Consider the following 18193-nt stretch of genomic DNA (forward strand, 5'->3'; position numbering starts at 1 on the left):
TGCGTTCGGTTGATTTGCTACGTTGTCTTGCGTTTGCTTGCAGTAGCCGCCTCCCCGGGCGCACTAATAGACCGCCGCGAATACAAGCTCACCGAAATAAATCAAAACCAGGCCTCATCGAATTCCATAAGAGACTTGGCTCCCGATCGCGCAGCGCGAATAGTAGAAGCAGTCTCAGGCAGCAGCTTGGCGAAATAGAACCGAGCGGTGGCCAGCTTGGCCGTATAGAACGCATCGCCGGAAGCGGCCCTGTCGAGCGCAACCCTAGCCATGCGCGCCCAGAAATAGGAGAACACCAGATGCCCAACCGTCCGCAAGTACGGCACGGCAGCTGCGCCCACTTCATCAGGATTCTGCATGGCCTTCATGCCGATCTCCATGGTGAGCTTCTGAACCTTCTCGCCGATATCGGCAAGCGGATTGATGAACTCCTGCATCTCGGGCTTCACGCCCTCTTCCTCGATGAACTCCGCCACGACCTTGCCGAAGGCCTTCATCTTCACGCCCATGTCGCCAAGAATCTTGCGGCCGAGCAGATCGAGCGCCTGAATGGAATTGGTGCCTTCGTAGATCATGTTGATGCGCGCATCACGGACGTACTGCTCCATGCCCCATTCGGAAATGAAGCCGTGACCGCCGTAAATCTGCATCGCGAGATTGGTGCCTTCGAACGCGTTATCGGTGAGAAACGCCTTGATTACGGGCGTGAGCAGCGCGACAAAATCAGCCGCTTCCCGGCGCGCCGCTTCATCCTCGTGCGACAGTTCCTTGTCGATATTGAGCGCCGCCCAATACGCGAACGCACGGCCCGCCTCGGCATACGCCTTCTGCGTAAGCAGCATGCGACGCACATCCGGATGCACGATGATCGGATCAGCCGGCTTGTCCGGCGCTTTCGGACCGGTGAGCGAGCGCATCTGCAAACGCTCCTTCGCATACGCGAGCGAGTTCTGATACGCCACTTCCGTCAGCCCGAGTCCCTGCATGCCGACACCCAGACGCGCCGCGTTCATCATCACGAACATGGCGTTCAAGCCCTTGTTCGATTCACCGACGAGCCAGCCCTTCGCGCCATCCAGGTTCATCACGCAGGTCGCGTTGCCGTGGATGCCCATCTTGTGCTCGATCGACCCGCACTTGATGCCGTTGCGCTCGCCGATCGCGCCGCTCGCATCCGGTACGAACTTCGGCACGATGAAAAGCGAAATGCCCTTCGTGCCCATCGGCGCGCCCGGCAGACGCGCGAGCACCAGATGCACGATGTTCTCCGCCATGTCGTGCTCGCCGCTCGAGATGAAGATCTTCGTGCCGGTGAGCGCATAGGAACCGTCGCCGTTCGGCTCCGCCTTCGTGCGCAGGATGCCGAGATCGGTGCCGCAATGCGGCTCGGTCAGGCACATGGTGCCCGTCCACACGCCTTCGACCAGCTTCGGCAGATACACCGACTTCTGCTCCGGCGTGCCGTGCGCGTGCAGACACTCGTATGCGCCATGCGACAGGCCTGGGTACATCGTCCAGGCCTGATTCGCGGAGTTCAGCATTTCGTACAGCGCATTATTGACGAACGCAGGTAACCCCTGCCCGCCGAACTCGGGATCGCAGCCGAGCGCGGGCCAGCCCGCCTCGACATACTGGCGATACGCCTCCCTGAAGCCCGACGGCGTCTTCACGACGCCATCGCCCTCATACGTGCAGCCTTCGCGGTCGCCCGTCTGGTTGAGCGGAAAAACAACCTCGGAGCAGAACTTGCCGGCTTCCTCGAGCACCTGGTTGATGGTGTCCGCATCGAGATCGGCATGCTTCGGCATGCGCTTCAGTTCTGCTTCGACGTTCAGCAATTCATGCAGCACGAACTGCATGTCGCGAAGGGGGGCGGCGTACTGTCCCATGACTCTCTCCAGTTTCTCGAGCTTGGTCGTTGCGCGCCGCCGAACCCTTCACGATTCAGCCGACGCCGCTAACGGCTCCCATGTTGATGCGAAGTCAGATTCGCCGACGCACCCGCGCCGCCCAGCGCGCCCGGCTCGATTGCCTGCCGTGCGCCGCCATCGGCGGATGTGTTCGACGTCTGATACGAAACGAACGTCTTCTCCAGCGCGTCCCGCGTCAGTTGCACGGCTTCCGGCAAGTGCAGGAAACGCGCGTCGTGATGCAGGCCGAGCGTAAAGCTGTACAACTCGAAAAGCATCAGTTTCGGATCCGTCTCCTGCTTCAGATGCCCTTCGTCCTTCGCCTGGCGAATCGCCCGCAACAGCGCCTCGCGCCAGGTGGTCACGCTGCTCACGAGCTGCTCGCGCACCGCACTCGCCGCTCGGTCGTCATACTCGACCGCCCCGCTGATGTAGATGCAGCCCGTCGTCACTTCGTCGATGCGCTTCTCCATCCAGCGGCTCATCATGGCCCGCAATCGCGGCAAGCCGCGCGGCTCGCGCAAGCTCGGGAAGAAGACTTCGTCCTCGAAACGGCGGTGGTACTCGCGCACCACTTCCACCTGCAAGTCCTCGCGTGAGCCGAAATGCGCAAACACGCCGCTTTTGCTCATCTGCATCCGCTCGGCCAGAAGGCCGATCGTCAATCCCTCCAGCCCGTCCCGGCTTGCCAGATCCAACGCTGCGTCGAGAATCGCGGCCCGCGTCTGTTCGCCTTTTCGCATGATCCCTACCGTCCTCTCGTGACCCGATTGAAAACGAACGGCCGTTCTATTATTGTGGCCGAACGCCGGTGATACAAGCAATTTATTAGAAAGCCGTTTCTAACTCTTCGTCGGAGTCAATGAGATAAATCTCAAACTCGACTCGATGATTGTCGCTTTTTATGCATGGACTGCATGTAAGTGACTGCCCGACTTCCCATTTCGTGGGAGCATGTTTGACACCTGTCAACCATTCTGCCCCGTGTCAGGCTTTTTTGGCTTCAATCGTATTGGCCGATGGTGATGACTTTCATCATCGCGCGATAGCTGTTGTAGGCGAGCCAGCTCAAAACGCGCTCGGTGACAGGACGCGACGCATAGTGCTTCTCGTCGATGGGACTGCCATCGTCAAAAGCCTGAAGAATGGCGTCGTGCAAGCCGGCGATTTCCGGGTGATTCACGAGCACCATGTTCGCTTCGTTGTTCAGGACGAGCGAGAGCGCGTCGAGGTTCGAGGAGCCGATCGTTGCCCAGTCGGCGTCCACGACAGCGACCTTGCCATGAAGCATGGTCTTTTCGTATTCGGCGATCCGCACGCCGTGCTTCAGCAAGTTGCCGTAGAGAAAAGGCGTCGCGTAGTCGAGCGCGACGAATTCCTTGCGCCCGATGACGAGCGAAACGCGCACGCCGCGTCGCGCCGCCTGGACGAGCGCGCGCCGCAGTTTGCGACCGGGCATGAAATAGGGGTTGGCGAGCAGCACTTCGCGCTCGGCATGGGCGATGGCTCGTAAGTACGCCTTCTCGATGGCGCGCCGGTTCAGCAAATTGTCCCGCGCGACGAACGCCACGCACGGACGGTCCACCGCATGAATCTCGCCGAGGCGCGCGCGCTGACGTGCGCGCATGGCGCGCCGGGAACTCCATCGGCTTTGCGGCGGCTCCGGATCGCAGCCCGCCGCGCGCGGCTCGCGCGGCTTGACGCCGAGCCGGATACGGTCCCATTGCACATCGAAGGCATCGCGCACGTCCTTGACGACGGGCCCCTGCGCTTCCATCGCGAAATCCCAGCGGGGCTCGTCCAGCCGCGTTCCGTTCTGGTCGTAGTCATCGACGATATTGATGCCGCCGCAAAACGCATACGTGCCGTCGACGAGCGCGAGCTTCCGATGCGTCCGCGAAAAGCCGAGCGGCCCGAACAGCAGATGCGGGTTGTAGATCCGATGCTCGACGCCGCTTTCCTTCCACTGCGCAAACATCGGGAGATTGCCTTCGGTGCCGACGCCATCGGTAATCACGCGCACCGTCACGCCGCGCGCCGCCGCGCGCACGAGCGCATCGGAGACGGCGCGGCCGATGTCGTCGTTGGCGAAAATGTACGTTTCGAGCGACACGTACTCCTTCGCATTGTCGATCCGCTCGATCAGCGCCGGAAAGAACGACACGCCGCCCTGAAAAATCCGCACCTCGTTGCCGACGGTGAAGCAAAGCCGTGGCGGACGCCGTCCGGAAAACAGCGCCTCGCGCAACCGCTTGAAGTTGCGCCGCGGCCGCACACCGATCATCGGCTATGCGCCGCGAGGCGCTCGGGCAGTTGAAGAATCGCTTCGCGGTTCGACCACGAGAAGCAGCGGTCAGCCGCTTCGCGCAGCGGCAGCCACAAGTGCGACGTGTGTTCGCGCGGCGCGAGTGTCACTTCCAGACAGTGCGGTACACACAAGCTGAACTGGTGTTCGGTGTTGTGCATGACACCTTCCGCATAGCGATGCCGCCACTGCGGATAGATCTCGTACTGGATGCTGTGATGCCAGTCGAGCAGCGCGGCCTGCGGCACGAGCGGACTGCCGACGATGATTCCCGTCTCTTCCTGTACTTCGCGCACGGCAGTCTCGATGAGCGGTTCGTCGAAGGTGTCCTTCGAGCCTGTCACGGATTGCCAGAATCCTTTGTGATCTGCTCGCTCGATGATGAGGACATCGAGGTCGGGCGTATGGATGACGACCAGGACGGACTCGGGGATTTTGGGCGGCTTCTGCATGACGTGAGGAACGCGCTTTCGTTATGTCTTTGGCCCGGAGACTGTAACGCAAAATATGAAAAAGGCGCGGGCCAAAACGGTCCCGCGCCTTCTTCATGACGACAATGCGACCTTACTGCGCCTTCTGCTCCGGCTGACGCAGACGGATATGCAGTTCGCGCAACTGGCGTTCGTCGACTTCGCTCGGCGCTTGCGTCAGCAGGTCCTGCGCGCGTTGCGTCTTCGGGAAGGCGATGGTGTCGCGGATCGAATCGGCGCCCGACATCAGCGTGACGATGCGGTCCAGACCGAACGCGATACCGCCGTGCGGCGGGGCGCCGTACTGCAGCGCGTCGAGCAGGAAGCCGAACTTGAGGCGCGCTTCTTCCGCGCCGATCTTCAGCGCGCGGAACACCTTGCTCTGCACGTCTTCCTGGAAGATACGCACCGAACCGCCGCCGATTTCCCAGCCGTTCAGCACCATGTCGTAGGCCTTCGCGAGGCAACGGGCCGGATCGGTTTCGAGATATTCGAGGTGCTCGTCCTTCGGGCTGGTGAACGGGTGGTGCGCGGCCACGTAACGGTTCTCTTCCTCGTCGTACTCAAACATCGGGAAGTCGATCACCCACAGCGGCTTCCAGCCGGTTTCCAGCAGGCCGTTCGCCTTGCCGAATTCCGAATGACCGATCTTCAGGCGCAACGCACCCAGACTGTCGTTCACGACCTTCGCGCGATCGGCGGCGAAGAAAATGATGTCGCCGTCCTCGGCGCCGGTGCGCTCCATGATCGCCGCCAGCGCCGCGTCATGCAGGTTCTTGACGATCGGGCTTTGCAGGCCGTCACGGCCCTTGGTCTTGTCGTTGACCTTGATCCACGCGAGACCCTTCGCGCCGTAGATACGCACGAATTCCGTGTACCCGTCGATGTCCCCGCGTGACAGCTCGCCGCCCTTCGGCACGCGCAGCGCAGCAACGCGGCCGTCCTTCGAGTTCGCCGGCATGCTGAACACTTTGAAGTCGACGTCGCGCACGGCGTCGGTCAGGTCGGCGAATTCGAGCTTCACGCGCAGGTCGGGCTTGTCGGAACCGAAGCGGCGCATCGCTTCCGAATAGAGCATCACCGGGAATTGCTCCGGCAGCGCGACATCCATCGTCTCCTTGAAGACATGGCGGATCATGTTTTCGAACAGATCGCGAATCTCCTGCTCGTTCAGGAACGAGGTTTCGCAGTCGATCTGCGTGAATTCCGGCTGACGGTCGGCGCGCAGGTCTTCGTCGCGGAAGCACTTCGTGATCTGGTAATAGCGGTCGAAGTTCGCCACCATCAGCAATTGCTTGAACAATTGCGGCGATTGCGGCAGCGCGAAGAACTGGCCGGCATTCACGCGCGACGGCACGAGATAGTCACGCGCGCCTTCGGGCGTGCTCTTGGTGAGCATCGGCGTTTCGATGTCGATGAAGCCTTGCGCGTCCAGATACTTGCGCACTTCCATTGCCACGCGATAGCGCAGACGGAGATTCTTCTGCATCTGCGGACGACGCAGGTCGAGCACGCGATGCGTGAGGCGCGTGGTTTCGGAGAGATTGTCGTCATCGAGCTGGAACGGCGGCGTCACCGATGCGTTCAGCACCGTCAGCTCATGGCACAGCACTTCGATCTTGCCGCTCGTCAGGTTGGCGTTGGCCGTGCCTTCCGGCCGGTTGCGCACCACGCCCTTCACCTGCACGCAGAATTCGTTGCGCACGCCTTCGGCGACGCTGAACATCTCGGCGCGATCCGGATCGCAGACGACCTGAACGAGCCCTTCGCGATCGCGCAAGTCGATGAAGATAACGCCCCCGTGATCGCGGCGGCGATGCACCCAGCCGCACAGCGAGACGGTTTGGCCCAGCAGGGCTTCGGTCACCAGACCGCAGTATTCAGATCTCATCGACATGATGTGTGTGTGTTTCGTTGTTCGTTAATCAACGGCTCGCGTGCGGAACGGCGCTTCGTCGGCTCGATTCCCTGCGCGCGCCGGCATTACATCGGCGGCTCGGTGGGGCGGCGCGCAGGCGCAACCTGCGCGAGCGGCGTGCTCGGAGCGGGGGCCACCACGCCCATCGAGACGATGTACTTGAGTGCCGCGTCGACGGTCATGTCCAGTTCGACGACTTCGCTCTTCGGCATCATCAGGAAGAAGCCGGAGGTCGGGTTGGGCGTCGTCGGCACATAGACGCTCACGTGATCTTCCTTCAGATGGTTGAGCACGTCACCGCCGGGTATGCCGGTCAGGAAGCCGATGGTGTACGAACCCTTGCGCGGATACTCGATCAGCAGCGCCTTGCGAAATGCATTGCCGCTCGACGAAAGCAGCGTGTCCGACACTTGTTTGACGCTGGTATAAAGCGGGCCGACGACAGGAATATGACGAACGATCGCGTCCCACCACAGCACGAGCTTCTGCCCGATGAAATTCTGCGTGAGCAGGCCGACGATGAAGATGAACGCCAGCGTGAGCAACGCGCCGAGGCCCGGCAGGTGGAAACCGAAGACGCGCTCGGGCTGCCACGCGGACGGCAACAGCAGCAGCGTCTGGTCCATTGTTCCGATCACGAGGCCGAGCACCCACAGGGTGATGGCAAGCGGCACCAGCACGAGCAGGCCGGTGAGGAACACGGTTTTGAGCGTAGTCTTTTTCGTCGTCACGTTTTAGTCGATATGGTCGCTGCGAGCGGTTGGGCGGGCCGGGCGTGAGCGGAGCGCGGCTCTCGCGTTCGATGCGGCTCGTAGGGGTCTCGGACCGCGCGGCAGTGCGGATCAGCGGCCGCCGCGAAATCAGCCGCGCCGCACGGCAGACGCCCGGGCGTCAGGCGGCGTCCGACGATGCGGGCGAAGCCGGCGCGCTCGCGGCGGGCGTGGAGCTTGCAGACGCCGACGCATCGGACGAGGACGACGACGCGGCGCTGGCGCTATCGCCGGCCGCAGCCGTTTCGCCGGATTTCGCCGTCGCCGCATTCGACGAGCCGCCGTTGTTGCCGCCCCGGAAATCCGTGACGTACCAGCCGGAGCCCTTCAACTGGAAACCCGCCGCGGTAACTTGCTTGGAGAATGCGTCCTTTCCGCAGGCAGGACATTGCGTGAGCGGTGCATCGCTCAGTTTCTGAAGCACGTCTTTTTCGTGGCCGCAGGATGCGCAGCGGTATGCGTAAATCGGCATGGCACTCTTCCTACAATGATCTGTCGACGCTTGCAAAGCCTTGAATTATAGCCGCAAACGGGCTTATGCCCGGATTTTTGGCTACGCGCTATATGAGGATCGCATCGCAGGATTTCAAGCGCGCCGCCAGGTCAGCCAGCGCTCGCGGCCGGCGAAGACGGGAATCGAGCCGCTCACTTCGCGATCGTCGATCAGTTCGAAATCCGGGACGAGAAGCGCATCGAGTTCGCCGCGTTCGATCCCGAACGGCGGCCCTTTCGGTGTCGCGCCGATGAAAAAGAAGCCGGCGAGCAGTGCGCCGGGTTGCAGCAGCGCGGCCATGCGCGCGGCATAGTCCGTCCAGCGATGCTTCGGCAGCGCGCAAAGAAACGCGCGTTCGTATATCCAGTCCGGCGCGAACGGCGGCTGGTAGGAAAAGAAATCGACCTGCTCGACGATCTCCGCCCGCGCGCCCAACTGCTCGCGCGCCGCCGCGACGGCGCTCGCCGAGAAGTCGATCGCCCGCACGGTGCAGCCGTGTTCGGCCAGGAACGATGCTTCGTACGCACTGCCGCAGCCGGGAATCAGCACTCGAGTCGCCGCCGCGTCAGGCAGCCCGGCCGCGAACGACGCGAACGCCTCCGGCACGCCCGCCTGATCCCACGGCGTGAAGCGCTGATCGAACCGCTCGTCCCAGAAGCCCGGCGTGTCCGGATTGCGGTTGTTGAAAGCCGGATCGCTCATGGATGACCCATCCACATCTGTGCGATGACCAGGCCCGCGCCCGCCATCGCCACGAGGCCGACAACCAGCAGCGTGATCAGCAGCCGATTCGTGCGCTTCTGCTCCGCGAGAAGCAGGCGCATGGTGTCGTCGTTGCCGCTTCTCGGCACGTCATGGCGCTCGGCGAGCAGATGATGGATCAGCCGCGGCAATTGCGGGATCGTCTTGCTCCACTGCGGCGCTTCCATCTGCAGGCGCTCGTACCAGCCGCGCCAGCCGATCTGCGCATTCATCCAGCGTTCCAGATACGGTTTCGCGGTTTTCCAGAGATCGAGTTCCGGATCGAGCGAACGGCCGAGCCCTTCGACGTTGAGCATCGTCTTCTGCAGCAGCACGAGTTGCGGCTGAATCTCGACGTTGAAGCGTCGCGACGTCGAAAAGAGCCGCATCAGCACCTGCCCGAGCGATATGTCCTTCAACGCCCGGTCGAAGTACGGCTCGCAGACCGCGCGAATCGCGCTTTCGAGTTCCTCGACGCGCGTGCTCGGCGGCACCCAGCCGGACTCGAGGTGCAGCGTGGCGACGCGGTGATAGTCGCGCTTGAAGAACGCGAGAAAGTTCTGCGCGAGGTAGTTCTTGTCGAAGTCCGACAGCGCCCCGACGATGCCGAAATCCAGCGCGATATAGCGCCCGAAGGTGGCCGGATCGAGACTGACCTGAATATTGCCCGGATGCATGTCCGCGTGGAAGAAGCCGTCGCGGAACACCTGCGTGAAGAAAATCTCGACGCCCTCGCGAGCCAGCTTCGGAATGTCCACGCCCGCAGCGCGCAGCGTTTCCACCTGGCTGATCGGCACGCCGACCATCCGTTCCATCACGAGCACCGTCGGCGCGGACAGGTCCCAGTACATCTCCGGCACGAGCAGCAGGTCGAGGCCCGCGAAGTTGCGCCGCAACTGGCTGCCGTTCGCGGCTTCGCGCATCAGATCCAGTTCGTCATGCAGATATTTGTCGAACTCCGCGACGACTTCGCGCGGCTTCAGTCGCCGGCCGTCCGGCCACAGACGTTCGGCCCAGATCGCGATATCGCGCAGCAAGGCCAGATCGGAATCGATGACGGGCAGCATGCCCGGCCGCAGCACCTTCACCGCGACGGGCTTGCCGGCGTGCTCGCCGTGCCTGATCTTCGCGAAGTGCACCTGCGCGATCGACGCGCTCGCCACCGGCACGCGCTCGAAATCGTCGAAAAGATGGTCGATCGGCGCACCGAGCGCCTTTTCGATGATCGACACCGCCAGGTTCGAATCGAACGGCGGCACGCGATCCTGCAGCTTGGCGAGTTCGTTGGCGATATCGACCGGCAAGAGATCGCGCCGCGTCGAAAGCACCTGACCGAATTTCACGAAGATCGGGCCGAGGCTTTCCAGCGCGAGTCTCAGCCGGATGCCGCGCTCGATGTCGAAGCGGCGGCCGAACGTGGTGATGCGCATCAGATAGCGGACGCGCCGATCGTTGATGCCGCTCATCACCAGCTCGTCGAGGCCGAATCGGACGATGGTGAAAAAAATCTTGAGGAAACGCAGAAAACGCATGGTCGGGGTTCGCTTCAGCTCGTTATTCGTGCGAGTCGCGCACGGACTCGCCGCCGGTCCGCGCTGAGGCGCCGCGGGCCGTGGATCGTTGCTGGACGGTCTGTTCCATCCTCTCGATACGCTTCTCGACGCGCGCCAGGGCATCCCGCGCACGCGACAGTTCCGCGTTGAACGCATCGAGCGCGTTCTTGCGCACGAGTTGCGGGCGTTCGTCGAGCAGATATTCGGCGACCGAATCCAGCACATTGCGGCCCGTGCGCCGCGCCTGTTCCTGCACCGTCCGCGCGATGCGGCCGACACGATGCGCGGGCGCATCGCCGATCACGCGCGACAGGTCTTCCTCCGGGTCCCACCGCAAATGTTCGGCCAGCTTCGCGAGCGTCGTCGCGAATTCGGCATCGCCTTCGATGCGCACATGCTTCATCACCGCCGCCTGCCCGCCTTGCAGGAAGGCGGGCAGCGCGTCGAGCGGCACGGCGATGGTCACGTCGAAGTGCGGCGCCTGGGCTTCGCTAATGGCGGCGAAAAGGCCGTCGGCCTGCGCGACGAGGGCAATCGATACCGGCCCGCACACGAGTCTCACGCACTTGCCGGCATACGGCTTGACGCGTTCGCGCGCCCACGGCTCGCGAACCAGCAGATGATTGACGACGGCCGCGAACGCAGTGGACGCGGACCTCAAGGCGGGAGTGGTGGCGGGACGGGATGATTCGTATGCGTTCGTCATCGGCTCTGAGATGAAAAAACCCGCGCAAGCGGCAGCTCGCGCGGGTTCTATTCTACGGTTTATAGCCGCGCAGGCGCGCGGCCATGCCCTAGGGTGAGTCTTTTTGAAACAATGACGGCAGTTTCTCGCTGACGCACCGGCCGCCGCCCGTGTGGGCGCGGCAGCCGGCGATCGATCAGCTGACCTGCTGGATGCCGGCCAGCAGCCAGCCTTCGTTGCCCGCTTTCTGCTTCGACAGGTTCCAGACTTCGACGAACGGTTCAGCCGCCGCCCCTTCCGACTCCCGGATCAGGCCGTGGAAGCGCACGCTCGCGAGGTACTCGCTTGCGCGATCTTCGACGCCGAGCACGTCCGCGTTGAGCTGCACGACATCCGTGCGATTCGGCGTGGCACCGCGTGCATCGACGTCCAGTTTCACTTCGGCGAACATTTCGGGCGTCGTGAATTCGCGGATGTCGTTGACGTTGCCGCGATCCCACGCGTCCTGCAGACGCACGAAGTACACCTTCGCGTTACGGACGAACGCTTCGGTATCGAAGCCCGCCGGGACGTCCGGTTGCGCGACGGCCGTGGCGGGGGCATCGATCACATTGCCGCCGAAAGCGCTCGACTGCGGCTGAAACGTGCGCGCCGGCTCCTGATTCAGCCCGGTGCGGGCGGCCGAGTTGCCAGTCAAGTTGCCATAAGGCGAAGCGGAACCCGCGCCCGCGTACGCCGGCGTCGAGTTGTTGCCCTGGCGCTTTCTCATGATGAAGCGGAACAGCATGACGGCCGCAAGCACGATCAACGCGATCATGATCATGTTCGCCATCGCGCCGGCGAAGGCTTCGCCGAGGCCGAAGTGCGACAGCAGCGCCGCGATGCCGAGACCTGCGGCGAGACCGGCGATGGGCCCGAGCCAGCGATTGCGCGCGGGCTGCGCCGCCGCAGCAGCGGGCGCGGGTTGCGCGCGCTGAGCCTGCGCGGCCTGGCCCTGCTGCATGGATTGCGACGGCGGCGTCGCCTGATGCTGCTGCGTTGCCGTGGCCGACTGCCGGCCCATGCTGCGGCCGCCGCCCATGCGCTTGGCTTCCGCCGTTTCCGCGAAAATTGCGCCAGCCGCGATAACGCCAGCCAGCGCCAGGACTCCGGCCTTCCTGAAGAAGACGCTCAGGAAGCCCCGGGTTTGGGGTGTGCGCGAATCGGACATTTCGAATCCTTTAGAGAGTGGAACACTAAAATTTGGTCCCGACGTGTAACGCTACCACGCCACCTGACAAATTGTAATATTCGACCCGATCCAGGCCCGCTTGTTCCATCATTGTTTTCAAAGTTTCCTGGTCCGGGTGCATGCGAATCGACTCCGCCAGATACCGGTAGCTGTCGGCATCCTTCGCAACTTTCTCGCCCAGCCACGGCAAAACCTTGAAACTAAACAGGTCGTACGGTTTCTTGAGCGGTTCCCAAACCTTGGAGAATTCCAGCACCAGCAAGCGCCCGCCCGGCTTGAGCACGCGGTGCATCTCGGCAAGCGCCCGGTCCTTGTGCGTCATGTTGCGCAAACCGAAGGCGACTGTAATTACATTGAAATAATTGTCAGGGAAAGGAATTTTCTCCGCATCGCAGAGAAGCGTCGGCGTGATCACGCCTTTGTCCACGAGCCGGTCGCGCCCGACGCGCAGCATCGACTCGTTGATGTCCGTGTGCCAGACCTCCCCGGTCTCGCCGGCCTGTTTGGCGAAGGCCATCGCCAGATCGCCGGTGCCGCCCGCGATGTCCAGCACCCTGTAGCCCGCCCGCACCCTGGCCTGCCCGATCGTGAAGTGCTTCCAGATGCGGTGCAGCCCGCCGGACATCAGGTCGTTCATCAGGTCGTAGTTGCTCGCGACGGAGTGAAACACGCCCGCCACCTTTCTCGCCTTGTCCTGCTCGTCGACCGTTTCGTATCCGAAGTGGGTCTTGCTCATAGCGCTCGTTCCTCGCCTGTTGTTCGTTGTCGACCCGCGCAATCGTCGCGCCGGCCATGCGGCGTTATGCCGCGAATCGTTTATTTAGTGGCAGTGTCCGCCCGACGCCTTCGCCGCCATCGGCGCGTCGCGGTCGAGACCGGCGGCTTCGAGCTTCGCCAGATAGTCGCGCCAAAGCGCATCCTGCCGCGTCGCGAGATCGTAAAGAATGTCCCACGAATAGATCCCGGTGTTGTGGCCGTCCGAAAAGTTGAGCTGCAGCGCGTAATGGCCGACCGGTTCCACGCCGATGATGCTCACCTCGCGCTTGCCCGTCTGCAGGGTCTCCTGCCCCGGCCCGTGGCCCTGCACTTCAGCGGACGGCGAATAGACGCGCAGGAGTTCGAACGGCACGCGATACGACTCGCCGTCGCCGTATTGCAGTTCGAGCACGCGGGATTTTGAATGCAGAACGACGCCGGTGGGAATCGGCGTCGTCGATGTCAGTCCGCTCATGATGAGCCTTATCTCTTGAAATTAATGGTGGCCGAACGCCTGATTCAGCTCGTTGCGGATGGCTTCGCGCAAGAGCGTCGCCTGCGCGCGGCGCTTGGATAGCTGCGCCTCGGAAACCGTGCGCTGACGCGGCGCCCAGATGGGCAGCGGAAAACGGGAATCGTTGGAAAAGCGGGGAATGACATGCCAGTGCACATGCGGCACCTGATTGCCGAGGCTCGCCAGATTGATCTTCTCCGGCGCCAGCACGCGGCGCATCGCGCGTTCGACGCCATTGACGGCGGTCATCACGCGCGCACGGTCCGCGTCCGGCAGATCGGACATTTCGCCGACGTGCGCGCCCCAGACGACGCGGCACAGGCCCGGCCAGTCGGGTTCATCGGCGAGGACGACGCGCAATGCGTCGTCCGCCCACAGCACTTCGCCGCCGTCTTCACGGCAAAACACACAGTCCATCGCGACCCTCTAACGAAATCAAACATCGATTCCGCTATTACACCAGCACGCGCTCGATACCGCCATTGTTCGCGCGTTCGACGTACTGTTCCATCCAGTTCTCGCCGAGCGTCTTGCGCGCGATCTCCACGACGATGTAATCCGCCTCGATGTTGGCGTCTTCGTTGTAGCGCGACAGCCCTTGCAGGCACGACGGGCAGCTCGTCAGGATCTTCACGTCCGTGCCGCTGGTCTGCGCGCCGTCGCCCGCCGACAGCACCGAGCCGGGCGCCGCGCCGGCCGTGCCCGCGGATGCGTTCATCGGATTGATCGCGTTCGAACCGGCTTCAGCCACGAGCGGAATGCCGCGCAGTTTCGCCGCACCCTTGCGAATTTCCTCTTCCTTGCGGAAGCGCACTTGCGTCGAAATGTCCGGACGCGTGACCGCGAAGGTGCCCGACTCGCCGCAGCAGCGATCGTTCTTCTGAATCTTGTAGCCGTCGTTTTCCGAGCCCATCAGGTCGTTCACGAGCTTCACCGGGTCCATCGTCTTGATCGGCGAGTGACACGGGTCGTGATACATGTAACGCGTCCCCTTCACGCCTTCGAGCTTGATGTTCTTTTCGAGCAGGAACTCGTGAATGTCGATGATCCGGCAGCCGGGGAAGATCTTCTCGAATTCATAGCCCGCGAGCTGGTCGTAGCAGGTTCCGCACGACACGACCACGGTCTTGATGTCGAGATAGTTCAGCGTATTGGCCACGCGATGAAACAGCACGCGGTTATCCGTGACGATCTTCTCGGCCTTGTCGTACTGGCCCGCGCCGCGCTGCGGATAGCCGCAACACAGATAGCCCGGCGGCAGCACGGTTTGCACGCCCGCTTCCCACAGCATGGCTTGCGTGGCGAGACCGACCTGCGAGAACAGGCGCTCGGAGCCGCAGCCGGGGAAATAGAACACGGCTTCGGAATCCACGGTCGTCGTCTTCGGATTGCGGATGATCGGAACGATCTTGTTGTCCTCGATATCCAGCAGCGCGCGCGCCGTCTTCTTCGGCAGATTGCCCGGCATCTTCTTGTTGACGAAGTGAATCACCTGCGTGATCACCGGCGGCTTGCCGACCGTCGCGGGCGGTTTGGCCGTCTGCTTCTTCGCGAACTTCTTGACGATGTCGTTGCCGAGACGCTGCGCCTTGTAGCCGACGTCCATCATCGCGGTGCGCGCGAGGTTGATGGTCTGCGGATTCGTCGCGTTCAGGAAGAACATGCCGGCCGCGTTGCCCGCGTTGAACTTCTTCTTGCCCATCTTGCGCAGCAGGTTGCGCATGTTCATCGACACGTCGCCGAAGTCGATCTTCACCGGGCACGGCGTCGAGCACTTGTGGCAGACCGTGCAGTGGTCGGCGACGTCGTTGAATTCGTCCCAGTGCTTGATCGATACGCCGCGGCGCGTCTGCTCTTCGTAGAGAAACGCTTCGACCAGCAGCGAGGTCGCGAGAATTTTGTTGCGCGGGCTGTAGAGAAGGTTCGCGCGCGGCACGTGGGTCGCGCAGACCGGCTTGCACTTGCCGCAGCGCAGGCAGTCCTTGATGGAATCGGAGATCGCGCCGATATCCGACTGCTGCATGATGATCGATTCGTAGCCCATCAGCCCGAACGACGGCGTGTACGCGTTGCGCAGGTCCGCGCCCTCGAGGAGCTTGCCGGCGTTGAAGCGGCCCTGCGGATCGACGCGCTTCTTGTACGCGCGGAACTCGCCGATTTCGTCGTCGGTCAGGAACTCCAGCTTGGTGATGCCGATGCCGTGCTCGCCCGAAATCACGCCATCGAGCGAACGCGCGAGCTTCATGATGCGCGCGACCGCGTGATGCGCGTCCTGCAGCATCTCGTAGTTGTCCGAGTTGACGGGAATGTTCGTGTGCACGTTGCCATCGCCCGCGTGCATGTGCAGCGCGACGAACACGCGGCCGCGCAGCACCTGCTTGTGGATGGCCTGCGCCTCGTCGAGGATCGGCTTGAACTCGCCGCCGTTGAAGATCTGGCGCAGTTCCGCGCGAATCTCCTGCTTCCACGAAATGCGCAGCGTGCGGTCCTGCGCGAGATGGAACACGTTCGCGTCCGGCTGCACGTCCACGCGGTCGGCGAACTTCTCCGCGAGCGCTTCGTAGCCGAGACCGACGAGATAATGCTGCGCCTCGCGCAACGGCATGTCGAGCTTTTCGCCGACGAAGGTCCAGCGGTCGCGCACGCGCTTCATCAGGTCCAGCGCCTGCTGCACGCGGTCCTCGAGCAGTTCGGCGCTCGGGATCTCGTTGGCGTCGTCGCTCTTGCCGAGCGGCAGCTTGCCGTTGCGGAAGAAGGTTTCGAGCGCGTCGAGCAATTGCAGCTTGTTCTTGATCGACAGTTCGATGTTGATGCGCTCGATGCCGTCCGTGTACTCGCCCATGCGATTGAGCGGGATCACGACGTCTTCGTTGATCTTGAACGCGTTCGTGTGCTTCGCGATGGCGGCCGTGCGCGAGCGGTCGAGCCAGAACCGCTTGCGCGCTTCCGCGCTCACCGCGACGAAGCCTTCGCCGCTCTTGCCGTTCGCCATGCGGACGACTTCCGACGTGGCGTGCGCGACGGCATCGGCATCGTCGCCGACGATATCGCCGATCAGCACCATCTTGGGAAACGCGTTGCGCTTGCTCTTCGTCGCGTAGCCGACCGCGCGCAGATAGCGCTCGTCGAGGTGCTCGAGACCGGCGAGAATCGCCCCGCCCCGCTTCGACGTCTCGAACAGATAGTCCTTGATTTCGACGATGCTCGGAATGGCGTCGCGCGCCTGACCGAAAAATTCGAGGCAGACGGTGCGCGTATGCGCGGGCATCTTGTGCAGAATCCAGCGCGCGGACGTGATGAGCCCGTCGCAGCCTTCCTTCTGCACGCCCGGCAGGCCGGACAGGAACTTGTCGGTCACGTCCTTGCCGAGCCCTTCCTTGCGGAACGTGCGCCCGGCGATGTCGAGGTTCTCCGTGCGGATGAGCTTCTCGCCCGGCGCGCGATTGCCGTCGAACCAGTCAAGACGAAAGCGCGCTACGTCGACATCGTGAATCTTCCCGAGGTTATGGCCGAGCCGCGTGACTTCGAGCCAGTTGCCTTCGGGATCGACCATGCGCCACCACGCGAGGTTGTCGAGCGCCGTGCCCCACAGCACCGCCTTCTTGCCTCCGGCGTTCATCGCGACATTGCCGCCGACGCACGATGCATCGAGCGAGGTCGGATCGACGGCGAACACGAAGCCCGCCTGCTCCGCCGCTTCCGTGACGCGCCGCGTGACGACGCCCGCGCCCGAGAAAATCGTCGCGACTTTGTGATCGACGCCCGGCAAGTCCGTCATTTCGACCGGCCCGAGCTGTTCGAGCTTTTCCGTATTGATGACGGCCGAGAACGGCGTGAGCGGGATCGCGCCGCCCGTATAACCCGTGCCGCCTCCGCGCGGAATCACGGTCAGGCCCAGTTCGAAGCACGCCTTGATGAGCCCGGCGATTTCAGCCTCGGCATCGGGCGTGAGCACGACGAACGGATATTCCACCCGCCAGTCGGTCGCGTCGGTCACGTGCGAGACGCGCGACAGGCCATCGAAGCGGATGTTGTCCTTCTGCGTTTCCTTCCCGAGCACCCGCGACGCGCGGCGGCGCAGGTCCGCCATGCGGTCGAATTCGGCGGCGAAGTCATCGACGGCGCGGCGCGCGGCCGCGACCAGCAGTTGCACGCGCTCGGCGCGCTCGCGGCTGCCCGCTTCGGCGCTGTGCTCGGACAGGTCCGCGCTGCGCCGTTTTTCGATTTCCGCGAGCCGGTGATTCAGCGCCTCGACGAGCATCGCGCGGCGCTTCGGGTTGTCGAGCAGGTCGTCCTGCAGATACGGATTGCGGCGCACGGCCCAGATATCGCCGAGCACTTCGTACAGCATGCGCGCCGAGCGGCCCGTGCGGCGTTCGGCGCGCAGTTCGTCGAGCGCGGCCCAGGCTTCGTCGCCGAGCAGGCGCATGACGATTTCGCGATCGGAGAACGACGTGTAGTTATACGGAATCTCACGCAGGCGGGGCTCGATATCGAGCGCCAAGGCGGCATGGGCGCCGTTCGGATCGAAGGCTTGAGGTGCGTTCATGTTCGACGGTTCGGTGTATCGGCGTCTGTTTCGCTGAGCGAAGACGCCGACGATGCGCGTGGGGCGCAGATTTTCGAATGAGACTTTTCTTGCGAAGGCGGGGGTGTAGCCGAATGCGCCGGCCTGCCGGCGGCGGCTACGCTCACGACGACGCCTTCGATATGCCCAAGATCAGCGCCACGATCGCGTATGGCGTGCGTGTCGCTCGGACGCGGCATGACGCTCGCGGGCGACGCGCGCCGAAGTATCGATCCGAAGCTGCCAGTGCATCTGCCGATCCTGATTGCTGATTTGTAAA

At 63.2% G+C, this 18193-nt stretch carries 15 protein-coding genes; all 15 read right to left on the minus strand.

Annotated elements, in window-relative coordinates; genetic code table 11:
- Positions 1-101: 101 nt before the first annotated feature.
- Positions 102-1889: an acyl-CoA dehydrogenase C-terminal domain-containing protein gene (locus tag P9220_RS02280; protein WP_309763384.1), complete on the minus strand. Its 1788-nt coding sequence runs from the start codon at positions 1887-1889 to the stop codon at positions 102-104.
- A 68-nt stretch (positions 1890-1957) separates the two neighbouring features.
- Positions 1958-2653 (minus strand): TetR/AcrR family transcriptional regulator, encoded by a 696-nt coding sequence (locus P9220_RS02285; protein WP_309763385.1) that lies wholly within the window; start codon positions 2651-2653, stop codon positions 1958-1960.
- A 260-nt stretch (positions 2654-2913) separates the two neighbouring features.
- On the minus strand, positions 2914-4194 hold the full coding sequence (locus P9220_RS02290) for a phospholipase D-like domain-containing protein (protein ID WP_309763386.1): 1281 nt from the start codon (positions 4192-4194) through the stop codon (positions 2914-2916).
- Positions 4191-4667, minus strand: a complete 477-nt coding sequence (gene nudB / locus P9220_RS02295) for a dihydroneopterin triphosphate diphosphatase (RefSeq protein WP_309763387.1) — start codon at positions 4665-4667, stop codon at positions 4191-4193. The genes P9220_RS02290 and nudB overlap by 4 nt, the downstream gene beginning before the upstream one ends.
- A gap of 112 nt (positions 4668-4779) precedes the next feature.
- On the minus strand, positions 4780-6582 hold the full coding sequence (aspS, locus tag P9220_RS02300) for an aspartate--tRNA ligase (protein WP_309763388.1): 1803 nt from the start codon (positions 6580-6582) through the stop codon (positions 4780-4782).
- An 86-nt stretch (positions 6583-6668) separates the two neighbouring features.
- On the minus strand, positions 6669-7334 hold the full coding sequence (locus P9220_RS02305) for a DUF502 domain-containing protein (RefSeq protein ID WP_309763389.1): 666 nt from the start codon (positions 7332-7334) through the stop codon (positions 6669-6671).
- Positions 7335-7494: 160 nt separating this feature from the next.
- On the minus strand, positions 7495-7845 hold the full coding sequence (locus P9220_RS02310) for an FmdB family zinc ribbon protein (RefSeq protein ID WP_309763390.1): 351 nt from the start codon (positions 7843-7845) through the stop codon (positions 7495-7497).
- A 114-nt stretch (positions 7846-7959) separates the two neighbouring features.
- The gene (locus tag P9220_RS02315) at positions 7960-8568 is read right to left on the minus strand and encodes a methyltransferase (protein WP_309763391.1); all 609 of its coding nucleotides are present in this window, start codon (positions 8566-8568) and stop codon (positions 7960-7962) included.
- Entirely contained in the window at positions 8565-10139 is a 1575-nt protein-coding gene (gene ubiB, locus P9220_RS02320) for a ubiquinone biosynthesis regulatory protein kinase UbiB (RefSeq protein WP_309763392.1), read from the minus strand. The genes P9220_RS02315 and ubiB overlap by 4 nt, the downstream gene beginning before the upstream one ends.
- A 22-nt stretch (positions 10140-10161) precedes the next feature.
- Positions 10162-10821 (minus strand): SCP2 sterol-binding domain-containing protein, encoded by a 660-nt coding sequence (locus tag P9220_RS02325; protein WP_309765351.1) that lies wholly within the window; start codon positions 10819-10821, stop codon positions 10162-10164.
- 220 nt (positions 10822-11041) lie between these two features.
- Complete coding sequence (locus P9220_RS02330; RefSeq protein WP_309763393.1) at positions 11042-12055, minus strand: Tim44-like domain-containing protein; 1014 nt, start codon at positions 12053-12055, stop codon at positions 11042-11044.
- Positions 12056-12080: 25 nt separating this feature from the next.
- Positions 12081-12812 carry a bifunctional demethylmenaquinone methyltransferase/2-methoxy-6-polyprenyl-1,4-benzoquinol methylase UbiE gene (gene ubiE / locus P9220_RS02335; RefSeq protein ID WP_309763394.1) on the minus strand — a complete coding sequence of 244 codons (732 nt, stop codon included), beginning with the start codon at positions 12810-12812 and terminating at the stop codon, positions 12081-12083.
- Between the two features lie 84 nt (positions 12813-12896).
- Positions 12897-13307 carry a DUF971 domain-containing protein gene (locus P9220_RS02340; RefSeq protein WP_309763395.1) on the minus strand — a complete coding sequence of 137 codons (411 nt, stop codon included), beginning with the start codon at positions 13305-13307 and terminating at the stop codon, positions 12897-12899.
- Between the two features lie 21 nt (positions 13308-13328).
- Entirely contained in the window at positions 13329-13763 is a 435-nt protein-coding gene (locus P9220_RS02345) for an HIT family protein (RefSeq protein ID WP_309763396.1), read from the minus strand.
- 37 nt (positions 13764-13800) lie between these two features.
- Entirely contained in the window at positions 13801-17895 is a 4095-nt protein-coding gene (locus P9220_RS02350) for an FAD/FMN-binding oxidoreductase (protein WP_309763397.1), read from the minus strand.
- Between the last annotated feature and the right edge of the window lie 298 nt (positions 17896-18193).

Source organism: Caballeronia sp. LZ016 (assembly GCF_031450805.1).
Taxonomy (GTDB): domain Bacteria; phylum Pseudomonadota; class Gammaproteobacteria; order Burkholderiales; family Burkholderiaceae; genus Caballeronia.